Below are 17,107 nucleotides of genomic sequence, written 5' to 3'. Positions count from 1 at the left end.
TCGGTGGGAGGGGGTCCCATGTCCGATCACACGTCAGAGTCGTCCCGGAAGCCAGAGGCGCCCGAGTCGTCCCGCCCGCGGGAACCGGTGGCGACACCGGAGTCTTCGAAGTCGCCGGAACCGTCGGTGCCGTCCGAGTCGCCCGGCAACTCCGCGGCCCCGAGCGTGCCCGATTCCGGCGACGCCGTCCCTGAGCCGCCGAAGAGCCCGGCGTACGCGCAGCAGGGATGGCAACCACATCCGCCGCCCAACCCCTGGCAGAGCCGCCAGCAGCAGCCCGGCACGGTTGCACGACTGCGCCCGGCCCCGCCGGTAGCCATCCGCAACGCCACGCTCTGGTCGGTCGTGGCCACCGGGCTCCTCAGCGGTCTGTTGCTGGGGGACGGTCTCGGCCTGAACCTGCTGATCGTCGCGATTCCCGCCGCGCTCGCGGCCTTCTTCGCCGCAGAGGCCGCGGGTCGCCGGCTCCGCCCCTGGTCCGCTGTCTGGGCGCTGGGCGGTCTGTCACTGCTCATCGTCCCGGCGCTCCGGGACGCGGGGTGGCCCACCTTCCTCGCTGTGGTGTCAGCCGTCGCGCTGGGCTCGCTCACCCTGCACGGCAGCCGCAGCTGGCTCGGGGTCTTCCTCGGTTCGGTCGGCCTGTTCTCCTCCGCCGTCGAAGGAGTGAGATGGGGCGGGCTGGGCATTCGCGACCGGATGGCTGGTTCTCGTGGCCGATGGGGCGTCGCCTTCCGGTCCACCACGGTGGCCGTTGTCCTGCTCATCGTCTTCGGAGCACTGTTCGCGAGCGCGGATGCCGCGTTCGCCGATGTGCTCGGCAATTTGATGCCGGATGTATCGCTGGGCGACAGCCCCTGGCGGGTCTTCCTCTTCCTGGTCGGGCTGGTCGGTGCGCTCAGTGCTGCCTACACCGCTGCCGCCCCCATCCACTGGGACCGCATCACCGTGCGGGCAGGCAAGGCCCGAGGCCGGCTGGAGTGGGCGCTTCCGCTCATCGTGCTGAATCTGCTCTTCGCCGTCTTCATCGCCATCCAGCTCACCGTGTTGCTCGGCGGATACGACAAGGTGATGGCCGAGACCGATCTCAGCTACTCCGCATACGCCCGCCAGGGCTTCTGGCAATTGTTGTGGGCGACGCTGCTCACCCTCCTCGTGATCGCGCTCGCCCTGCGCTGGGCCCCTCGCGGTGAAGCGCGCGACCGCACTCTCGTGCGGATCGTCCTCGGCGCGCTGTGCCTGCTCACCCTTGTGGTGGTGGCCTCCGCGCTGCGGCGCATGGAGCTGTACGTCGATGCGTACGGCCTGACCAGGCTGCGCATATCCGTGGCCGCGGTGGAGCTGTGGCTGGGCGTGGTGCTGATCCTGATCATGGCGGCGGGAGTGTTCGGGGCCCGGCTGCTGCCGCGCGCCGTGGCGGCGAGCGCGGCCGTCGGTGTGCTCGTGTTCGGTCTGGTCTCGCCCGACGGGCTGATCGCGGAACAGAACGTTCAGCGCTACCGCAACGATCACGCGATCGACATCGACTACCTCAGTGGCCTCTCGGCCGACGCCGTACCGGCCCTCGACACACTGCCCGAACCCCTGCGGTCCTGCGCCCTCGGCGAGATCCAGCGCACGCTGCGCGGGTCCGACACTCCTTGGTACGCCACCAGCTGGGGCGAGGCGCGGGCACGCGACATTCTGGAGAACCGGAGCGCGAACGCTCTCGTGACGGACTGCGCGGGCCTTGGAAGCGGTGAGGACAGCGGTGACCGGGACGATTACGAAGACGATACGTACGACCCGTACTGATGAAGCCGCTTACTGATGAAGCCCCCTAGGACCCGTACTGATCCGGATCGCTGAGCCGTACCCGGCGATCCGGGCAGGTGCAGGCCGCATCCTCGTGGACGGCCTGCACCTGCGCCGGCGCGCGTGATTCTGTCTGCGCGCCGCCCAGCGCACCGGTGCTCGCACCGGCGTACGACACCCCTCAGGCAGGGCCACCCGCGGACGCCTTGCCGCTCAACGCATCCAGATCGCTCCTGCGTACCCGGATCACCAACACCGCGGTCAGCAGGGCGAGTGCCGCCATCGCCACGGCTGCCGTGAACGCCGTCGAAATGCCCTGCGTGAGCACCTCGTGTCCCCAGCGCGCGGGCAACTCGTGCGTCTCGGCGAATTTCGCCTTCTGTTCCGGCGTGGCCTGTGCCATGAACGACGGAAGTTGCTTCTCCGCCTCGTTGCGGCTCGCCGTGCCGAAGACCGTCACCAGGATGGACAGCCCCAGCGAACCACCCACCTGCTGGCTGGCATTGAGCAGTCCGGAGGCCGCACCGGCCTCGTGCTGCGCGACCCCGGAGACAGCGGTCAGTGTCAGCGTGACGAAGTTGAGGCCCATACCGAGGCCGAACAGGAACATCGGCCCGAGCACCCCGCTCACGTAGGAGCTGTCGGACGAGATGAATGTCTGCCAGAAGAGGCCGATTCCAGTGAGTGTCGAACCGGTGATCATGAACGGCTTGGGGCCGAGCACCGGCAGCAGCCGCTGCGACAGGCCTGCGCCCGTGATGATGGCGACGGTCACGGGCAGGAAAGCCAGACCCGACTCGATGGGGCTGTAGTCCAGCACGTTCTGTACGAACAGGACGATGAAGAAGAACATGCCGACCATGGCTGCGGCCAGGCTGAGCATGATGAGGTACGTCCCCGACCGGTTGCGGTCGGCGAACATCCGCAGTGGGGTGATCGGTTCCTTCGCCCGCATCTCGATGAGTACGAACGCGGCGAGGAGTACCACCGCGGCGCCGAAGGACCCCACGGTGAGGGAGTCCCGCCAGCCCTCCTCGGACGCCCGGATGAATCCGTACACCAGCGAGGCCATACCGAGGGTCGAGGTCAGTGCGCCCGAGACGTCGAAGCGGCCGGGATGCCTCTCGGACTCGTTGATGTACATGGGTGCCAGGACCGCGATCAGCACACCGATCGGTACGTTGACGAAGAAGACCCAACGCCAGTCGAGCCATTCGGTGAGCATTCCGCCGGTTAGCAGGCCGATCGCGCCGCCGCCCGCCGAGACTGCGGCAAAGACTCCGAACGCGCGGTTCCGCTCTGGACCCTCGGGAAACGTGGTGGTGATGAGGGCGAGTGACGTCGGTGAGGCGATGGCTCCACCGACGCCCTGGAGGGCCCGGGCCGCGAGCAGTTGCCAGGGCTCCTGGGCCAGTCCGCCCAACAGGGAAGCAAGGGTGAAGACCAGGATTCCGGCTATGAAGACCCGGCGGCGGCCGAGGATGTCACCGGCTCTGCCGCCGAGGAGCAGCAGTCCACCGAAGGTGAGCGTGTAGGCGCTGAGGACCCAGGACAGATCGGTGGTGGAGAAACCGAGCGCGCCCTGGATATGCGGAAGCGCGATGTTGACGATCGTCGCATCGAGCACAACCATCAATTGACATGCGGCGATGACCGTGAGGGCGATCCCCCGTCGCCCCTGCCGTCGGGCCGCGCCCGGCGGACTCTGTGCTTCCAACTGAGAGGTTGTCACTATGGATCCCCCACAAGTGAATTAGTGAACGGAAGCGTTCACTGTCTCGTCAACGGTAGTGAGTCCCCGTCAGTGAACGCAAGCGTTCACTGAAGCTGCTGTTGCCGGGGTGTGAGCGGAATCGCTCGGTCCGGTCCTGCTCGGTCCGATGGCGATCGGTTCCGATGTGTCTTGGTCCGCCTCGATGTCTGAATCCGCCTCACCGTCCCGACGGCCCCACCGTCCGACCTGTTTCGATGGAGAAAAGCTGATGGTTACTTCGCGCTCGGCGGCCGCCGCTCGGCCGTCGATGGCGTCACCGCGCCGCCGTGGGCCCGTACTGGAACGCGCGATCCTCGATGCCGCCCTGGAGCAGCTGAGCACGGTGGGCTGGAACGGGCTGACGATGGAGGGCGTCGCCGCCGGGGCCCAGACCGGGAAGGCGGCGGTCTACCGGCGATGGCCCTCGAAGGAGGACCTGGTGGTCGAAGCACTGCAGACGGCCCTGCCGGCGCTCGATGAGGCGCCCGACTTCGGCAGCGTTCGCGAAGATCTCTACCAACTCTGCCGGCGGCTGCGTGACGCCATGCTTTCCAAGCCCGGATGTGCGCTGCGTTCCGTACTTCACGAGTGCGACGCAGGATCCGCCGAGCGGTTCCAGGCGGTGATTCTCAAAGGGGTGATCCAGCCGTCGACCGAGCTCCTCCGGAAGGTGGTCGGCCGAGGTATCGCGCGCGGCGACGTCCGCTCCGATGCCATGAGCGAGCTGTCCTTCGAGGTGATCCCCGCGATGATGATGTACCGCAGCAAGGTGTGCGGCAGCGAATGGACGGACACGGAGCTCGCCGAAATGATCGATCAGGTCGTGGTGCCGCTGTTCCGCTCCTACGACAACTGAACGCGACGGCCGGCGGCCGGGCCGTGAGCATCCCGGTGAGGGCGACACGGACAGCACGACGGTCCGGCGCCCCGGGGTGTTCTCGGCGTTCACGTCGGCGTACGCTGGCTGGCGCCATGCCGTACGAACCACCCACGCACACCGTCGAGCGCTCACTGCGCGCTACCACTGGTGCCAAGACCGTCGCCGGTGTCGACGAGGTCGGACGCGGAGCGTGGGCGGGACCGGTCACCGTGTGTGCGGCCGTCACCGGCCTCCGCAAGCCTCCTGCCGGACTCACCGACTCCAAGCTGATCAGCCCCAAGCGCCGCGCCGAGCTGGCGCCGCTGCTCGAGGGCTGGGTCACCGCCTACGGTCTCGGAGAAGCCTCGCCGCAGGAGATCGACGACCTCGGGATGACCGCGGCCCTGCGCCTCGCCGCTGTCCGCGCCCTCGAAGCGCTGCCCGTACGCCCCGACGCGGTGATACTCGACGGCAAACACGACTACCTGGGCGAGCCCTGGACGGTCCGAACCGTCATCAAGGGCGACCAGTCCTGTGTCGCGGTCGCGGCCGCCTCGGTGATCGCGAAGGTCCACAGGGACGCGATGATGGCCGAACTGGGTGCGGAATCGGGCGAGTACGCCGCCTTCGCCTTCGGTGCCAACGCCGGCTACCCGTCCCCCGTGCACAAGGCCGCTCTGGAGGCGCTGGGACCCACGCCCCACCACCGCCTCTCGTGGTCCTACCTCGACGCGCTGCCCAAGTGGCAGCACCTGAAGAAGGTCCGCTTCTCCGCCGAGGCGGCTGCACTGGAAAGCGGGGGCCAGCTCGGCTTCGACTTCTGATCGCGCATTTGTGCCCACCCGCTGATGCTCATTGCGTCGGCATTTGATAGACAACCACCCATGCCTCCCATCCCCGAGGAGCCTCAGATTCACGAGAGCGTCCAGGGTCCCCGCGTCGCTCCGGCCGCAGGCCGTACCGCGCCGACCCCCCGTCCCGTACCCGGTCCGCGTTCCGCGGCCATGCCGCGCCCCGGTCGTCCGGGTCCCGGTCCCGCGAGGCCCGCGCCCCCGGCGCAGCGCCCGCACCCCACCGCCGGTCACTCCCAGGCGGCCCGCTCGGAGAGCCGTTCCGCGCCGCAGATCCAGCTGATCCCGGCCTCGGCCGGCGGTGCGCTCGACGCCGCCGACGAGGCAGTCGATCTGCTGCTCGACTCCGGACGCGCGCCGGGCGACATCCTGGTGCTCACCACCGGTGAACATCACCCGTGGGCCGCGCACGAGCTCTCCTTCGGAGAGGCCGCCTACTGGGCCCAGCACGAGGCCGGCGAGGATGTCTTCTTCGCCGGTGCCGTGGGCGCCGACCGGGTGCAGGCGCGTCCCGTGGTGATCGTCGCGGTCAACGGAGCGGCCGATGAGGCCGCCGCCCGTGCGCTGCTTCTCGCGCAGAAGCGCGCCGGGACGCTGCTGATCGTCTGCGGTGACCCGCAGCAGATCAACTCCGTGCTCGGCGTCGGCGTCTGAGCCGTTCGGCGCGTACGACCGTGGTGACCCGGCTGCCCGACAGGGCGGCCGGGCCGACGGCTCGGGTCAGCGGGCGGCGGTACGGCGCAGTGCCTCCGTCGCCCCGCCACCGGTACGAAGCGGAAACGGGTCGTGCTCGCCCACGGTGTCGGCGAGAGACGAAGGCGCAGACGTGGAGTTGGGCCGACGGCCACCGCGACCCTCACCCAGCACCTGCCACCCGCCATGGGTCAGCGTGATGTACGCGCCGCACCGAAGGCCGTGCAGGGTGCAGGCGTCTCGCAGACCCCACATCCACGCCCCGTCCTCCTCCGTCCACCGCTCGTCCCCCTCGCGACAGTAGAGCAGTACCGCAGTCCGGACGGGCGTGCGGCGTCGTAGATCGTGCGGGATGACCCGGCGCAGATGCGCCAGTAGCGCGTTACGGAACTCCCAGCCGTCCGCGGCCACGGAGCGACGGGTGAACGACGCGCTGGCCGTGAGGCGTTCCTCATGGTCGAGCACGGCGACGACGGCAGTTGCCGGAGTCGGCCGGTGCCGGGCGTGCAGTCCGCTGACGACCTCGCGCGGGCTGCGCAGCAACGGTATGCCCGCAGCGGCCCATTCGGCCGGTTCGAGCATTCTGGCAAGGCGGTTGGCGGAGTCGGCGGACACCGAAGTGGCTGCGGACGGAGCGAATCCGAAGGTCACGGTCCTCCCTTCGCATGCGCCCACGGTGCGGGCAGGGTCGGGTGGGGGCGCACCGCGGCACAGCCCTTCCGGGCCGCGAAAGGACCGTGCGGGGAGCGAGTTCAATTCTCCCTGGCGTATCGGCAGGCGGCAACGAGCAATTGGCGAGGCTGACGGGAATCAGCCGGAATGACACGGATATCCCTGCCCAGATAGTGGACGGATGACGCCCCGTGTCACGCCTGAACAGCGAGGACCAGCGGAAACACTCCCTCCGCCCCGGCCCGGCGCAGCAGCCGGGATGCCACGGTAAGCGTCCAACCGGTGTCCGAGAGATCGTCCACGAGCAGCACCGGGCCCCCCGCCGACGCCAACGCCTCGGTCAGCTCCGGCTCGACGACGAGCGTCTCGTGCAGGGCCCGCACCCGCTGCGCGCTGTTGGTCCGGGAGATCCGTACCCCGTCCGCTCCTGGCGCATAGGTGACGCTGCCGAGCAGTGGCATCCGGCCGACCTCCGCGATACGGCTGCCGAGTGACTGGATGAGCTGCGGTCTGCTGTGCGAGGCGACCGTGACGACGCCGACGGGCCGGGGTGCGGCATCGGCGGTGCCGGACGCCCAGCCACCCGGCCCCTTGGCCCAGTCGACCAGCACTGTCACCACCGCGTTCGCCACATCGTCGGGTACCGGGGCGTCCTGCGCCTGCGCCGCCAGCATCGGACGCAGCCGGTTCCCCCAGCCGATGTCCGAGAGCCGGCCGAGGGCGCGCCCGGAGAAGGACAGTTCGCCCGTCGGAATACGGCCCTTGAGGTCGACACCCACCGCGGCGAGACCGGTCGGCCACATCTTGCGGGGCTCCACCTCCACGCCCGGCCTGCCGAGCTCGCCCCGGGCGGTGTCCAGAGCGGCCGTCGACACCTGGTCGTCGAAGCGCGCACCCGCGCAGTTGTCACAGCGTCCGCACGCCGCAGCTTCCTCGTCGTCCAGCTGGCGACGGAGGAACTCCATCCGGCAGCCGGTCGTCGTTGCGTAGTCGCGCATCGCCTGCTGCTCGGCGGACCGCTGGCGTGCCACCCAGGCATAGCGCTCGGAGTCGTAGATCCAGGGCTCACCCGTGGAGATCCAGCCGCCCTTCACCCGCTTGACCGCACCGTCGACGTCCAGGACCTTGAGCATCGTCTCCAGGCGGGTGCGCCGCAGCTCGACCAGCGGCTCCAGAGCGGGCAGCGAGAGCGGCCGGCCGGCCTGGGCGAGCACATCGATCGTCCGCCGGACCTGCTCCTCCGGGGGGAAGGCAACCGATGCGAAGTACTGCCAGATCGCCTCGTCCTCCCTGCCAGGGAGCAGCAGCACCTCGGCATGCTCGACGCCTCGGCCCGCGCGGCCCACCTGCTGGTAGTAGGCGATGGGGGAGGAGGGGGAGCCGAGGTGCACGACGAAGCCGAGGTCGGGTTTGTCGAATCCCATACCGAGCGCGGACGTTGCGACCAGGGCCTTGACCCGGTTGGCCAGGAGATCGTCCTCCGCCTGCTGCCGGTCTGCGTTCTCGGTGCGGCCGGTGTAAGAGGCCACGGTGTGGCCGCACTGGCGCAGATACGCCGTGATCTCCTCGGCGGCCGCGACGGTGAGCGTGTAGATGATCCCGGAGCCCGGGAGCTCCTTGAGATGATCACCCAGCCAGGCCAGCCGGTGTGCGGCGTTCGGCAGTTGGAGCACGCCGAGGCTCAGACTCTCGCGGTCGAGAGGCCCACGCAGCACCAGTGCGTCCGTACCCGCCCCCGTACCGAGCTGCTCGGCGACATCCGCGGTCACCCGCGCGTTCGCAGTGGCGGTCGTCGCGAGTACGGGTACGCCCGCCGGCAGATCGGCGAGCATGGTCCGCAGCCGACGGTAATCCGGCCGGAAGTCGTGGCCCCAGTCGGAGATGCAGTGTGCCTCGTCGACCACGAGCAGCCCGGTTGCGGCAGCGAGCCGGGGCAGGACCTGGTCCCGGAAGTCAGGGTTGTTGAGCCGCTCGGGGCTGACGAGCAGCACATCCACCTCCCCTGCTGCCACCTCGGCCTGGACGGTGTCCCACTCCTCGGTGTTGGACGAGTTGATCGTGCGGGCGGTGATCCCGGCCCGGGCGGCGGCCGCTACCTGGTTACGCATCAGTGCGAGCAACGGCGAGACGATCACCGTCGGGCCACTGCCCTGCGCGCGCAGCAGCGAGGTAGCGACGAAATACACGGCGGACTTGCCCCAGCCGGTGCGCTGGACGACCAGCGCTCTGCGTCTGTCCGCGACCAGTGCCTCGATGGCCCGCCACTGGTCCTCGCGCAGCCGGGCAGTGTCGGTGGTGTCCCCGACGAGTCGGGCCAGTACGGAATCGGCCGAAGCCCTGAGCTCTGCGCGGTCTGCGTTGGTCATGTCCCCATGCAACCCGATGGCTGTGACAAACCGCGAACGACCGCGCGGCCCTGTGGATAACTTATCCACAGGGGGTCGCGGAATTCTGCCTCTCGCGGGACGGTCGTCCCATGAACAAGCACCACGAATCCACCGGGCCGGCCGACGAACAGCAGATCACTCTGCGCGGGCCCGCCGAACTCGCCGATGCCCTCCCGTATCTCATGGGGTTCTATCCGAACGACAGCGTGGTCATGGTCGCCCTGCACGGCGGCCGCGGTCGCTTCGGCGGTCGGCTCAGGCTCGGAATTCCGCAGTCACCGCAAGAATGGCCGTCCACCGCTGAGCAGCTCGCCGAGTGTCTGGTCAAGGGCAGCGAGCGGCGCGGGGAGCGTCCCGACGCGATCGTCATCTTTCTCTGTCAGGATCCTGCCGACGGGGAGACTCCGGGCCAGGTGATGGAGCGGCTGCGCCCGCTGGCTCAACGTCTGCGCACAGCCTGCGGAACGCTCGAGGTACCCGTACTCGAAGCGCTCTGCCTCTCCGACGGCCGTTACTGGTCCTACTGCTGCCCCGACCCGCGCTGCTGTCCGGCCGAGGGGAACTCGCTTTCCCTTCCCGGTACCTCGGTGATGGCTGCCGCCGCCACCTATGCGGGCATTCAAGTGCGGGGATCTCTGCGGGAGATGGAAGCCAGGCTCACGCCCCTGAAGACCCCGTCCGTGGCGGATCAGCCACAGGCTCTGGACGCGGCGGGCGCCGCGCTGGTGCCGAGGATCCTCGACGAAGAGGGTCGCAAGGAGGTGGCCCGGGAGACGCTGGTGCTCGCTCGTGCGCTGATGAAACGCCTCCGGGAGGCGCCGACGACGGCACCCTCCGCCGCGGACGTCCAGGACGACTCCCTGATCAGCCATGACGAGGCCGCCGCGGTGATCCTCGGCCTGCAGGACCGGGAGACCCGGGACAAGGCCGCCGAATGGATGGAGGGGCCGGAAGCGGAATCCGCTTTGCGGTTGTGGCGGGCACTCTCGCGTCGCTGCGTCGGACCGTACGGGGAGCATGCCGCTGCGCCGCTCACCCTCACGGGCTGGGTCTCCTGGTCCACCGGCGACGAACCGGGTGCGCGCGTCGCTCTGGGCCTGGCCCTGCAGGCGGACCCCGAGTACACCTTTGCCCAACTTCTCCACCAGGCATGCAACCAAGGACTCGACCCGGAGACCCTGCGTCGTTGTCTGCGTGGAGAGCGCAGCAGCCGGACGGACCGAAGCGGTCACCGTACGGGGCGGAGTGCAGCGCCCCGCGCGGTACGCCCGCCGGCCGTGAGGAGAAAGAGGGCGCAGCCCCGCTCCGTCCGTCCCGGAACGGCGGTTGCCCGAAGGCGTACCCGGGAATCGCGGGCGGATGGCCAGGGCGGGACCAGGAGCGGTCGACAGCCGTGACCGGGCGTGCAGTGCGGCACCTGACGTCAGGAGCCAGGCGAGTGGAGGGAGTGGGCAGCGCGGGGCACTCGGTCCGGAACGAATGAAGAGCATGACGAAGGGAGTGTTTATCGTCAGGCAGACGACTATGATCACGGCATGCCGCCCTACGACCCGTCGACCTTCCCGCCCTTCGCTGTCACCGTCGACCTCGTCGTGCTCACCGTGCGCCGCCATGCGTTGTGCGCGCTGGTGGTTCGCCGTGGCGAGTCGCCGTTCCAGGGCCGGTGGGCGCTGCCCGGAGGCTTCGTCAAGGCCGATGAGGACCTCGGGGCCGCGGCGGCACGCGAGCTGGCGGAGGAAACCGGGCTGTGCGCCCACGACCCGGCAGCCCCGGCCGTCGGCAACGGTGCCCATCTCGAACAGCTCGCCACTTACGGTGACCCCAAGCGGGACCCGCGGATGCGGGTCGTCAGCGTCGCCCACCTCGCACTGGCACCCGATCTGCCCGCCCCCCGCGCGGGCGGCGATGCGAACAGTGCGCGGTGGGCACCCGTCGACGACCTGCTCGGACCGGAGGGTGGCTACGGTCGCGAGGGCGAGCAGCAGGCCCCGCTGGCCTTCGACCATGCGCAGATCCTCGCCGACGGTGTCGAGCGGGCCCGTTCCAAGATCGAGTACTCGTCGTTGGCCACCGCCTTCTGCCCGCCCGCGTTCACGGTCGGCGAGCTCCGCCGGGTGTACGAAGCGGTGTGGGGCGTGGTCCTCGATCCGCGGAACTTCCACCGCAAGGTGACGGGCACGCCCGGATTCCTGGTCCCCGCCGGTGGAACCACCACCCGCCAGGGTGGGCGTCCGGCCCAGCTCTTCCGAGCCGGTGCGGCCACGGTGCTCAATCCGCCGATGCTGAGGCCCGAAGTCTGACCTGCGGAACGCCCGCCGGTCCGGTGCTGCGCCAAAAGTCCTAAATGTCGCGTTATGTTGCTGCGGTAATCACCCTGCCGCCGAGCGGTCTCACCTTCCGCGAGAGAAGCGATGCTCCAGGCCATCGGACTCACCAGCGCCCCCCACCGCGGCCGTCCGCCCGCCGTGGACGACCTCACTTTCGAAGCCGGCCCAGGCGCCGTCACCGCGCTCCTCGGTGCCCCCGGCTCAGGCAAGACCATGGCCCTCCGTCTGATGCTCGACATCGAATCAGGGCGGGGGATCACCTACTTCCGTGGCAGACCGCTGCACCGCATCCCGTACCCCGCCCGTGAGGTGGGGGTGCTCCTCGGAGACGTACCCGGTCACCCTGCTCGTACCGCCCGTGGCCAGCTTCGTATGCTCTGCGCCGCCGCGGGGGTGCCCGCCTCCCGGGCCGACGAGCTGCTCGAGACGGTCGGTCTTGCCGCGCTTCGTGACCAGCGCATCGGCGCGATGTCGGTCGGCATGGACCGCAGGCTCGGCCTCGCTGTGGCGCTGCTCGGCGACCCGCATGCACTGATCCTCGACGATCCCGGAGAGGGGCTCTCCCCCCACGAGAAGAACTGGTTGCACGGGCTGCTCCGCGCCCATGCCGCCCGGGGCGGGACAGTTCTGTACACCACTCGCGATCCCAGGGAGGCCGCGCGCGCGGCCGACCACGTGGTCACGGTCGACTCCGGACGTCTCGTCGCCGACCAGGGCGGCGCCGCCTTCTCCCGTACCCGGCTGCGCCCCCGCGTCGTTGTCCGCACTCCGCACGCTGCCCGGCTCGCCACGGTGGTCAGCCGTGAGGCGCGGGCGGCGCAGCGCTCGGTCGAGGTGGTCGCCGAAGCGAGCAGCTGTCTGTCGGTGTACGGCAGCAGTTGCGCGGAGATCGGCGACACGGCATTCCGTCACGGCGTACCCGTTCATCAACTGGCCGACGAGATCGGTGACGCCGGCCCGGTCGCCACCGGCCCTTCCGGGCCAGGCGCTGCACCTCGTCCGGAGCCTTCGGCCACCGATCCGGAGGCCGGACCGGGGCCCGCGGCACCCGCATCCGCGTCGGAACCGCCGACGGTCCGACGGCGTCCGGCCCGTGGGCCGCTCCAACCGCTGCGCTACGAACTGCGCCGACTCTTCGGTGTCAGAACGACGACGGTGATCATGGCTGCCGTTCTGGCCGTCTCGGCCGGGCTCGCGGTCCTGCTCGCCCGCGGCGGCCACGCACGGCTCCCCGATGTGCTCGCCGCCTGGCCGTCGATGTTGCCGCTGCCGCCCGTCGCATTCGGCGCCGGGCTGCTCGGAGCACTCTCGTTCGGTGACGAGTTCCGCTACCCCGCGCTCGCGGCGGGACGAGGTACCGTTCCCCGTCGCATCGGTCTGCTGCTGGCCAAGCTGCTCGTTTCGGCGGGCGTCGCGATGCTGCTCGCGCTGCTGACCGTTATGGCATCCGAGGCAGCCCTCCATCTCTTGCGCGGAGGAGACCTGATCCGTGTCCCGCGGAATGCGGCGTTCCTTGCGGCGAGTTGGGCGGCTCTGAACGTGGGGTGCGCCTGGGCCGGTCTGCTGGGCGCCGGAATCTTCAGGGTGACGGCCGCCGGACTTACCGCGGTACTCGCCGTTCCCGTGCTCGTCGTTCCGCTCATGGAGAAGGTGCCGACGGGGCCGACCGCACATTCGATGCTCGGACTTCCGGCCAGGCTCCGCGAGCTGGCCTGGGTGCAGTGGCCGCACGTGGTGGACCGATGGATGATGGTTGTCGTGCGCATGCTGGTGCAGCCGGTAGGGGTGGCGCTGTCGTTGTCGCTCTCGGTCCTGATCTGCGCGTATTTGTTCACGAGTCTTCGCGGCAGGGTTCGTTGGTGATCGCGGAACATGGCCGGCCTGCCGAGGGGCGCGAAATCTCCGGAGAAGCGCCCGTTTTGTGCAGATAAGGCGTCAATTGGGGGGCCGGCGCTGATCACCCTTTCGTGTGCTTTTCACCAAAGACCTCAAGAGGTGGCTGGGCCGCGCCGACAAAGGATGCGTGAGTACCCTTGCGCACACCATGATGACCGCCGCCCGCTCCGTCGACCCCGGCCTCGCCGGCTCGGGTGATCTCGATCGCTACCCCTATACGGAGGCGCCGGCCGGCGAGCATGCAGCCGTTCGTTCCTGGGAGGGCGCCGACCCCGAGCTGGGCCGGGTGGGCCGACGGGGCTCCGCGAGCCGCGGCCGCGGCCTCCACGGCCAACTCGTTCAGCAGCTGGGTCAGATGATCGTCTCCGGTGATCTGGGCGCCGACCGCCCGCTCGTGCCGGAGGAGATCGGTCAGCGTTTCGAGGTCTCCCGCACCGTCGTACGCGAGTCACTGCGCGTTCTTGAGGCCAAAGGTCTGGTCAGTGCCCGGCCGAACGTGGGTACCCGGGTCCGCCCGGTCAGCGACTGGAATTTGCTGGACCCCGACATCATCGAGTGGCGAGCTTTCGGTCCGCAGCGCGAAGACCAGCGGCGTGAGCTCGGTGAGCTCCGATGGACGATCGAGCCGCTCGCCGCTCGCCTGGCCGCCGGGCACGGACGCGAGGACATCCAGCAGCGCCTCGGTGACATGGTCGAGATCATGGGGCACGCGGTCGCCCAGGGTGACGGGATCACCTGCTCCCGGGCCGATGCCGAGTTCCACTCACTGCTCATCCAGGCCGCCGGCAATCGCATGCTCGAACACCTCTCCGGCATCGTTTCCGCCGCCCTGCAGGTCTCGGGTGGTCCGATCACAGCCTGTGACCGTCCCGGCGAGACGTCCCTCGGCCACCATGCCCGGATCGTCGAGGCCCTCGCCACCGGCGACGCGACGGGTGCCGAGGCGGCCATGCGCCAACTTCTCGTCGTCCACCCGGAGGTGGAGCGAGTGGTACCGGCACCGCGCGAGCACTGAGCGCAACGCGGCCAGGGTTACGGACCACGTGTCGCCGGACCCTCGCGGTCCGGCGGCACAATTGTGGGGAGATGTCCTTCCTGGTCATGTTCGTCGCAAATGAGGTGTGACTCGGGCCACGCGGATTGGGCGTAACACTCCTCGAGACAGTGCGATGACTTAAGAGGTGACCGTCGCGGAAGGAATACAGCAGCCATTGGGCGCGCTGTGCAGTTCTGAGGCCAAGCCCGCGCCGTCGGTATATTCCCAGCCCGGCGGTCGTCGGTTCCAGCCCTCTACGGGGCCGGACCGGAAGCCGTTTCCATCGTTCCGAGAGGTTGTTCGTGTCGGCCAGCACATCCCGTACGCTCCCGCCGGAGATCGCCGAGTCAGAGTCTGTGATGGCGCTCATCGAGCGGGGAAAGGCTGATGGGCAGATCGCCGGCGATGACGTGCGTCGGGCCTTCGAGGCTGACCAGATTCCGCCAACCCAGTGGAAGAATGTTCTGCGCAGCCTCAACCAGATCCTCGAGGAAGAGGGTGTGACGCTGATGGTCAGTGCCGCGGAGTCGCCGAAACGCGCCCGCAAGAGCGTCGCAGCGAAGAGCCCGGTCAAGCGCACCGCCACCAAGACTGTCGCGGCCAAGACGACCGTGACGAGGACCGTCGCGGCCACCGCCGCCCCGTCGGCCGAGACCGTGGACGTGGTGGCCGAGGACGCCGCCGCGGCCAGCCCTGCGAAGAAGGTGGCAGCCAAGAAGACGGCTGCCAAGAAGACCGCCGTGAAGAAGACGGCGGCCAAGAAGACAGCAACGAAGAAGTCCGGCAAGAAGGACGCCGACGAGCTGCTCGACGGCGATGAGGCGACCGAGGAAGTACAGGTAGGCAAGGGCGACGAGGAGGAGGGCGAGGGCGAGACCAAGGGCTTCGTCCTCTCCGACGACGACGAGGACGACGCGCCTGCGCAGCAGGTCGCCGTCGCCGGTGCCACGGCCGACCCGGTCAAGGACTACCTGAAGCAGATCGGCAAGGTTCCCCTCCTCAATGCCGAGCAGGAGGTCGAGCTCGCCAAGCGCATCGAGGCGGGTCTGTTCGCCGAGGACAAGCTGGCGAACTCCGACAAGCTCGCGCCGAAGCTCAAGCGCGAGCTGGAGATCATCGCCGAGGACGGCCGTCGCGCCAAGAACCACCTGCTGGAGGCCAACCTCCGGCTCGTGGTCTCGCTGGCCAAGCGCTACACCGGCCGCGGCATGCTCTTCCTGGACCTGATCCAGGAGGGCAACCTCGGTCTGATCCGCGCGGTCGAGAAGTTCGACTACACCAAGGGCTACAAGTTCTCCACGTATGCCACCTGGTGGATCCGTCAGGCGATCACCCGCGCCATGGCCGACCAGGCCCGCACCATCCGTATCCCGGTGCACATGGTCGAGGTCATCAACAAGCTCGCGCGCGTGCAGCGCCAGATGCTCCAGGACCTGGGCCGCGAGCCCACCCCGGAGGAGCTGGCCAAGGAACTCGACATGACCCCCGAGAAGGTCATCGAGGTCCAGAAGTACGGTCGTGAGCCGATCTCCCTTCACACCCCGCTGGGTGAGGACGGGGACAGCGAGTTCGGTGACCTGATCGAGGACTCCGAGGCGGTCGTTCCGGCCGACGCGGTCAGCTTCACGCTCCTCCAGGAGCAGCTGCACTCGGTGCTCGACACGCTCTCCGAGCGTGAAGCCGGCGTGGTCTCGATGCGCTTCGGTCTCACCGATGGTCAGCCGAAGACCCTCGACGAGATCGGCAAGGTCTACGGCGTGACGCGTGAGCGCATCCGCCAGATCGAGTCGAAGACCATGTCGAAGCTGCGCCACCCGTCGCGTTCGCAGGTGCTGCGCGACTACCTCGACTAGGTCGCAGGAGTACATAGGCCAAGGGCCCGGTTTCCATCGGAACCGGGCCCTTGGCCTATGTGCAGGTGCGGTCACCGACAGGCTGAATGACTCTGAGTGGGCATGATCCACCACAGAGTCAGGAGTACTCATGTTCCGCACCGTCGCCCGCGCCATGACAGGGGTCCTTGCCCTGACTGCCGCCGCGGCCGTGATACCGCTCGCCTCCCCGGTTCCGGCGGCTGCGGACAGCATTGTCATCGGTGGGCAGCCCGCTCATGTCAAGGACAGCCCCTGGGTCGTCGCGCTGTCCAGCCGTGACCGTTTCGGAGGTACCCGCGCGGGCCAGTTCTGCGGCGCCGTGATGGTGGCTCCGACGAAGGCGCTGACTGCCGCGCACTGCCTGAACCGGGAGGAGCTCGGCACCGACGTGAGCCGGGCGAGCGATCTGCGGATCATCGCCGGGAGGGACGAGCTGAACGGGACCGGCGGCCATGAGATCGCGGTGAAGGGGACATGGATCAACCCGGGATACGACCGCACGACCAATGTCGGCGATCTGGCGGTGCTCACCCTGGCCAACGCGCTTCCCGGGCAGAGCGTGATCTCGATGGCCCAGGCCGCCGACCAAGCCTATGAGCCGGGTGCCGGCGCTGTGGTCTATGGATGGGGAGACACGACAGGGCGCGGTGACTTTGCGACATCTCTCCGCTCCGCCCAGGTGAGCATCCTTCCGGACAGCACGTGTGAGCGGGCCTATCCGGGGGGCCCGGCGGGGAAGTACAAGGCCTCGGCGATGCTCTGTGCGGGCGAACCGCTGGGCGGGCACGACGCATGCCAGGGGGACAGCGGAGGACCGCTGGTCGCCCGCGGGCGACTGGTCGGACTGGTCTCCTGGGGGAACGGCTGCGGGCTCCCGGGTGCTCCCGGCGTCTATACGCGGATCTCCGCCGCCATCGGGTGGATGGCGGGCAGTAGCTGACCGGCACCACTCCGTGGGTATGAGAACG

Annotated in this window: 13 protein-coding genes; 10 read left to right on the top strand and 3 right to left on the bottom strand. The window is 69.1% G+C overall.

Annotated features, from left to right (window positions below):
• Positions 1–18: 18 nt before the first annotated feature.
• Positions 19–1,791 (top strand): DUF4153 domain-containing protein, encoded by a 1,773-nt coding sequence (locus tag ACFYP5_RS25785; RefSeq protein WP_389040289.1) that lies wholly within the window; start codon positions 19–21, stop codon positions 1,789–1,791.
• A 181-nt stretch (positions 1,792–1,972) separates the two neighbouring features.
• On the opposite strand, the gene ACFYP5_RS25780 is transcribed toward ACFYP5_RS25785, so the two are convergent.
• On the bottom strand, positions 1,973–3,523 hold the full coding sequence (locus ACFYP5_RS25780; RefSeq protein WP_389040286.1) for an MFS transporter: 1,551 nt from the start codon (positions 3,521–3,523) through the stop codon (positions 1,973–1,975).
• 250 nt (positions 3,524–3,773) lie between these two features.
• Between ACFYP5_RS25780 and ACFYP5_RS25775 the strand changes: the two genes are divergently transcribed.
• The 3 genes from ACFYP5_RS25775 (at position 3,774) to ACFYP5_RS25765 (ending at position 5,908) form a co-directional block, all read left to right on the top strand.
• Positions 3,774–4,400: a TetR/AcrR family transcriptional regulator gene (locus ACFYP5_RS25775; protein ID WP_389040284.1), complete on the top strand. Its 627-nt coding sequence runs from the start codon at positions 3,774–3,776 to the stop codon at positions 4,398–4,400.
• Positions 4,401–4,516: 116 nt separating this feature from the next.
• Positions 4,517–5,227 carry a ribonuclease HII gene (locus ACFYP5_RS25770; RefSeq protein ID WP_389040282.1) on the top strand — a complete coding sequence of 237 codons (711 nt, stop codon included), beginning with the start codon at positions 4,517–4,519 and terminating at the stop codon, positions 5,225–5,227.
• A gap of 60 nt (positions 5,228–5,287) precedes the next feature.
• Entirely contained in the window at positions 5,288–5,908 is a 621-nt protein-coding gene (locus ACFYP5_RS25765; RefSeq protein ID WP_389040279.1) for a hypothetical protein, read from the top strand.
• A 66-nt stretch (positions 5,909–5,974) separates the two neighbouring features.
• Here ACFYP5_RS25765 and ACFYP5_RS25760 read toward each other — a convergent pair whose 3' ends face one another.
• Positions 5,975–6,598 carry a hypothetical protein gene (locus ACFYP5_RS25760; protein WP_030974080.1) on the bottom strand — a complete coding sequence of 208 codons (624 nt, stop codon included), beginning with the start codon at positions 6,596–6,598 and terminating at the stop codon, positions 5,975–5,977.
• 215 nt (positions 6,599–6,813) lie between these two features.
• Positions 6,814–8,985 (bottom strand): RecQ family ATP-dependent DNA helicase, encoded by a 2,172-nt coding sequence (locus ACFYP5_RS25755; RefSeq protein WP_389040276.1) that lies wholly within the window; start codon positions 8,983–8,985, stop codon positions 6,814–6,816.
• Between the two features lie 110 nt (positions 8,986–9,095).
• Here ACFYP5_RS25755 and ACFYP5_RS25750 point away from each other — a divergent pair, with 110 nt between their 5' ends.
• The 6 genes from ACFYP5_RS25750 to ACFYP5_RS25725 all read left to right on the top strand — a co-directional run bounded on the left by ACFYP5_RS25750 (position 9,096) and on the right by ACFYP5_RS25725 (position 17,079).
• The gene (locus ACFYP5_RS25750) at positions 9,096–10,403 is read left to right on the top strand and encodes a DUF4192 domain-containing protein (protein ID WP_389040273.1); all 1,308 of its coding nucleotides are present in this window, start codon (positions 9,096–9,098) and stop codon (positions 10,401–10,403) included.
• Between the two features lie 138 nt (positions 10,404–10,541).
• On the top strand, positions 10,542–11,306 hold the full coding sequence (locus ACFYP5_RS25745) for an NUDIX domain-containing protein (RefSeq protein ID WP_093777299.1): 765 nt from the start codon (positions 10,542–10,544) through the stop codon (positions 11,304–11,306).
• A 111-nt stretch (positions 11,307–11,417) separates the two neighbouring features.
• Positions 11,418–13,196, top strand: coding sequence for an ATP-binding cassette domain-containing protein (locus ACFYP5_RS25740; RefSeq protein ID WP_389040269.1), 1,779 nt, complete (start codon positions 11,418–11,420; stop codon positions 13,194–13,196).
• A 181-nt stretch (positions 13,197–13,377) separates the two neighbouring features.
• Positions 13,378–14,244: a FadR/GntR family transcriptional regulator gene (locus ACFYP5_RS25735; protein WP_389040421.1), complete on the top strand. Its 867-nt coding sequence runs from the start codon at positions 13,378–13,380 to the stop codon at positions 14,242–14,244.
• 323 nt (positions 14,245–14,567) lie between these two features.
• On the top strand, positions 14,568–16,118 hold the full coding sequence (locus tag ACFYP5_RS25730; RefSeq protein ID WP_389040266.1) for an RNA polymerase sigma factor: 1,551 nt from the start codon (positions 14,568–14,570) through the stop codon (positions 16,116–16,118).
• Positions 16,119–16,248: 130 nt separating this feature from the next.
• Positions 16,249–17,079, top strand: a complete 831-nt coding sequence (locus ACFYP5_RS25725) for a S1 family peptidase (protein WP_389040263.1) — start codon at positions 16,249–16,251, stop codon at positions 17,077–17,079.
• Positions 17,080–17,107: the final 28 nt, after the last annotated feature.

The sequence above is a fragment of the Streptomyces sp. NPDC005262 genome (assembly GCF_042872425.1).
GTDB lineage: Bacteria > Actinomycetota > Actinomycetes > Streptomycetales > Streptomycetaceae > Streptomyces.
This window is presented reverse-complemented; position numbering and strand designations above follow the sequence as displayed.

What these genes read in the sequence shown, in the direction of transcription:
- ACFYP5_RS25785 (WP_389040289.1), top strand. Translation starts at nt 19, where the DNA reads ATGTCCGATCACACGTCAGAGTCGTCCCGGAAGCCAGAGGCGCCCGAG.
- ACFYP5_RS25775 (WP_389040284.1), top strand. Translation starts at nt 3,774, where the DNA reads ATGGTTACTTCGCGCTCGGCGGCCGCCGCTCGGCCGTCGATGGCGTCA.
- ACFYP5_RS25770 (WP_389040282.1), top strand. Translation starts at nt 4,517, where the DNA reads ATGCCGTACGAACCACCCACGCACACCGTCGAGCGCTCACTGCGCGCT.
- ACFYP5_RS25765 (WP_389040279.1), top strand. Translation starts at nt 5,288, where the DNA reads ATGCCTCCCATCCCCGAGGAGCCTCAGATTCACGAGAGCGTCCAGGGT.
- ACFYP5_RS25755 (WP_389040276.1), bottom strand. Translation starts at nt 8,985, where the DNA reads ATGACCAACGCAGACCGCGCAGAGCTCAGGGCTTCGGCCGATTCCGTA.
- ACFYP5_RS25750 (WP_389040273.1), top strand. Translation starts at nt 9,096, where the DNA reads ATGAACAAGCACCACGAATCCACCGGGCCGGCCGACGAACAGCAGATC.
- ACFYP5_RS25745 (WP_093777299.1), top strand. Translation starts at nt 10,542, where the DNA reads ATGCCGCCCTACGACCCGTCGACCTTCCCGCCCTTCGCTGTCACCGTC.
- ACFYP5_RS25740 (WP_389040269.1), top strand. Translation starts at nt 11,418, where the DNA reads ATGCTCCAGGCCATCGGACTCACCAGCGCCCCCCACCGCGGCCGTCCG.
- ACFYP5_RS25735 (WP_389040421.1), top strand. Translation starts at nt 13,378, where the DNA reads ATGATGACCGCCGCCCGCTCCGTCGACCCCGGCCTCGCCGGCTCGGGT.
- ACFYP5_RS25725 (WP_389040263.1), top strand. Translation starts at nt 16,249, where the DNA reads ATGTTCCGCACCGTCGCCCGCGCCATGACAGGGGTCCTTGCCCTGACT.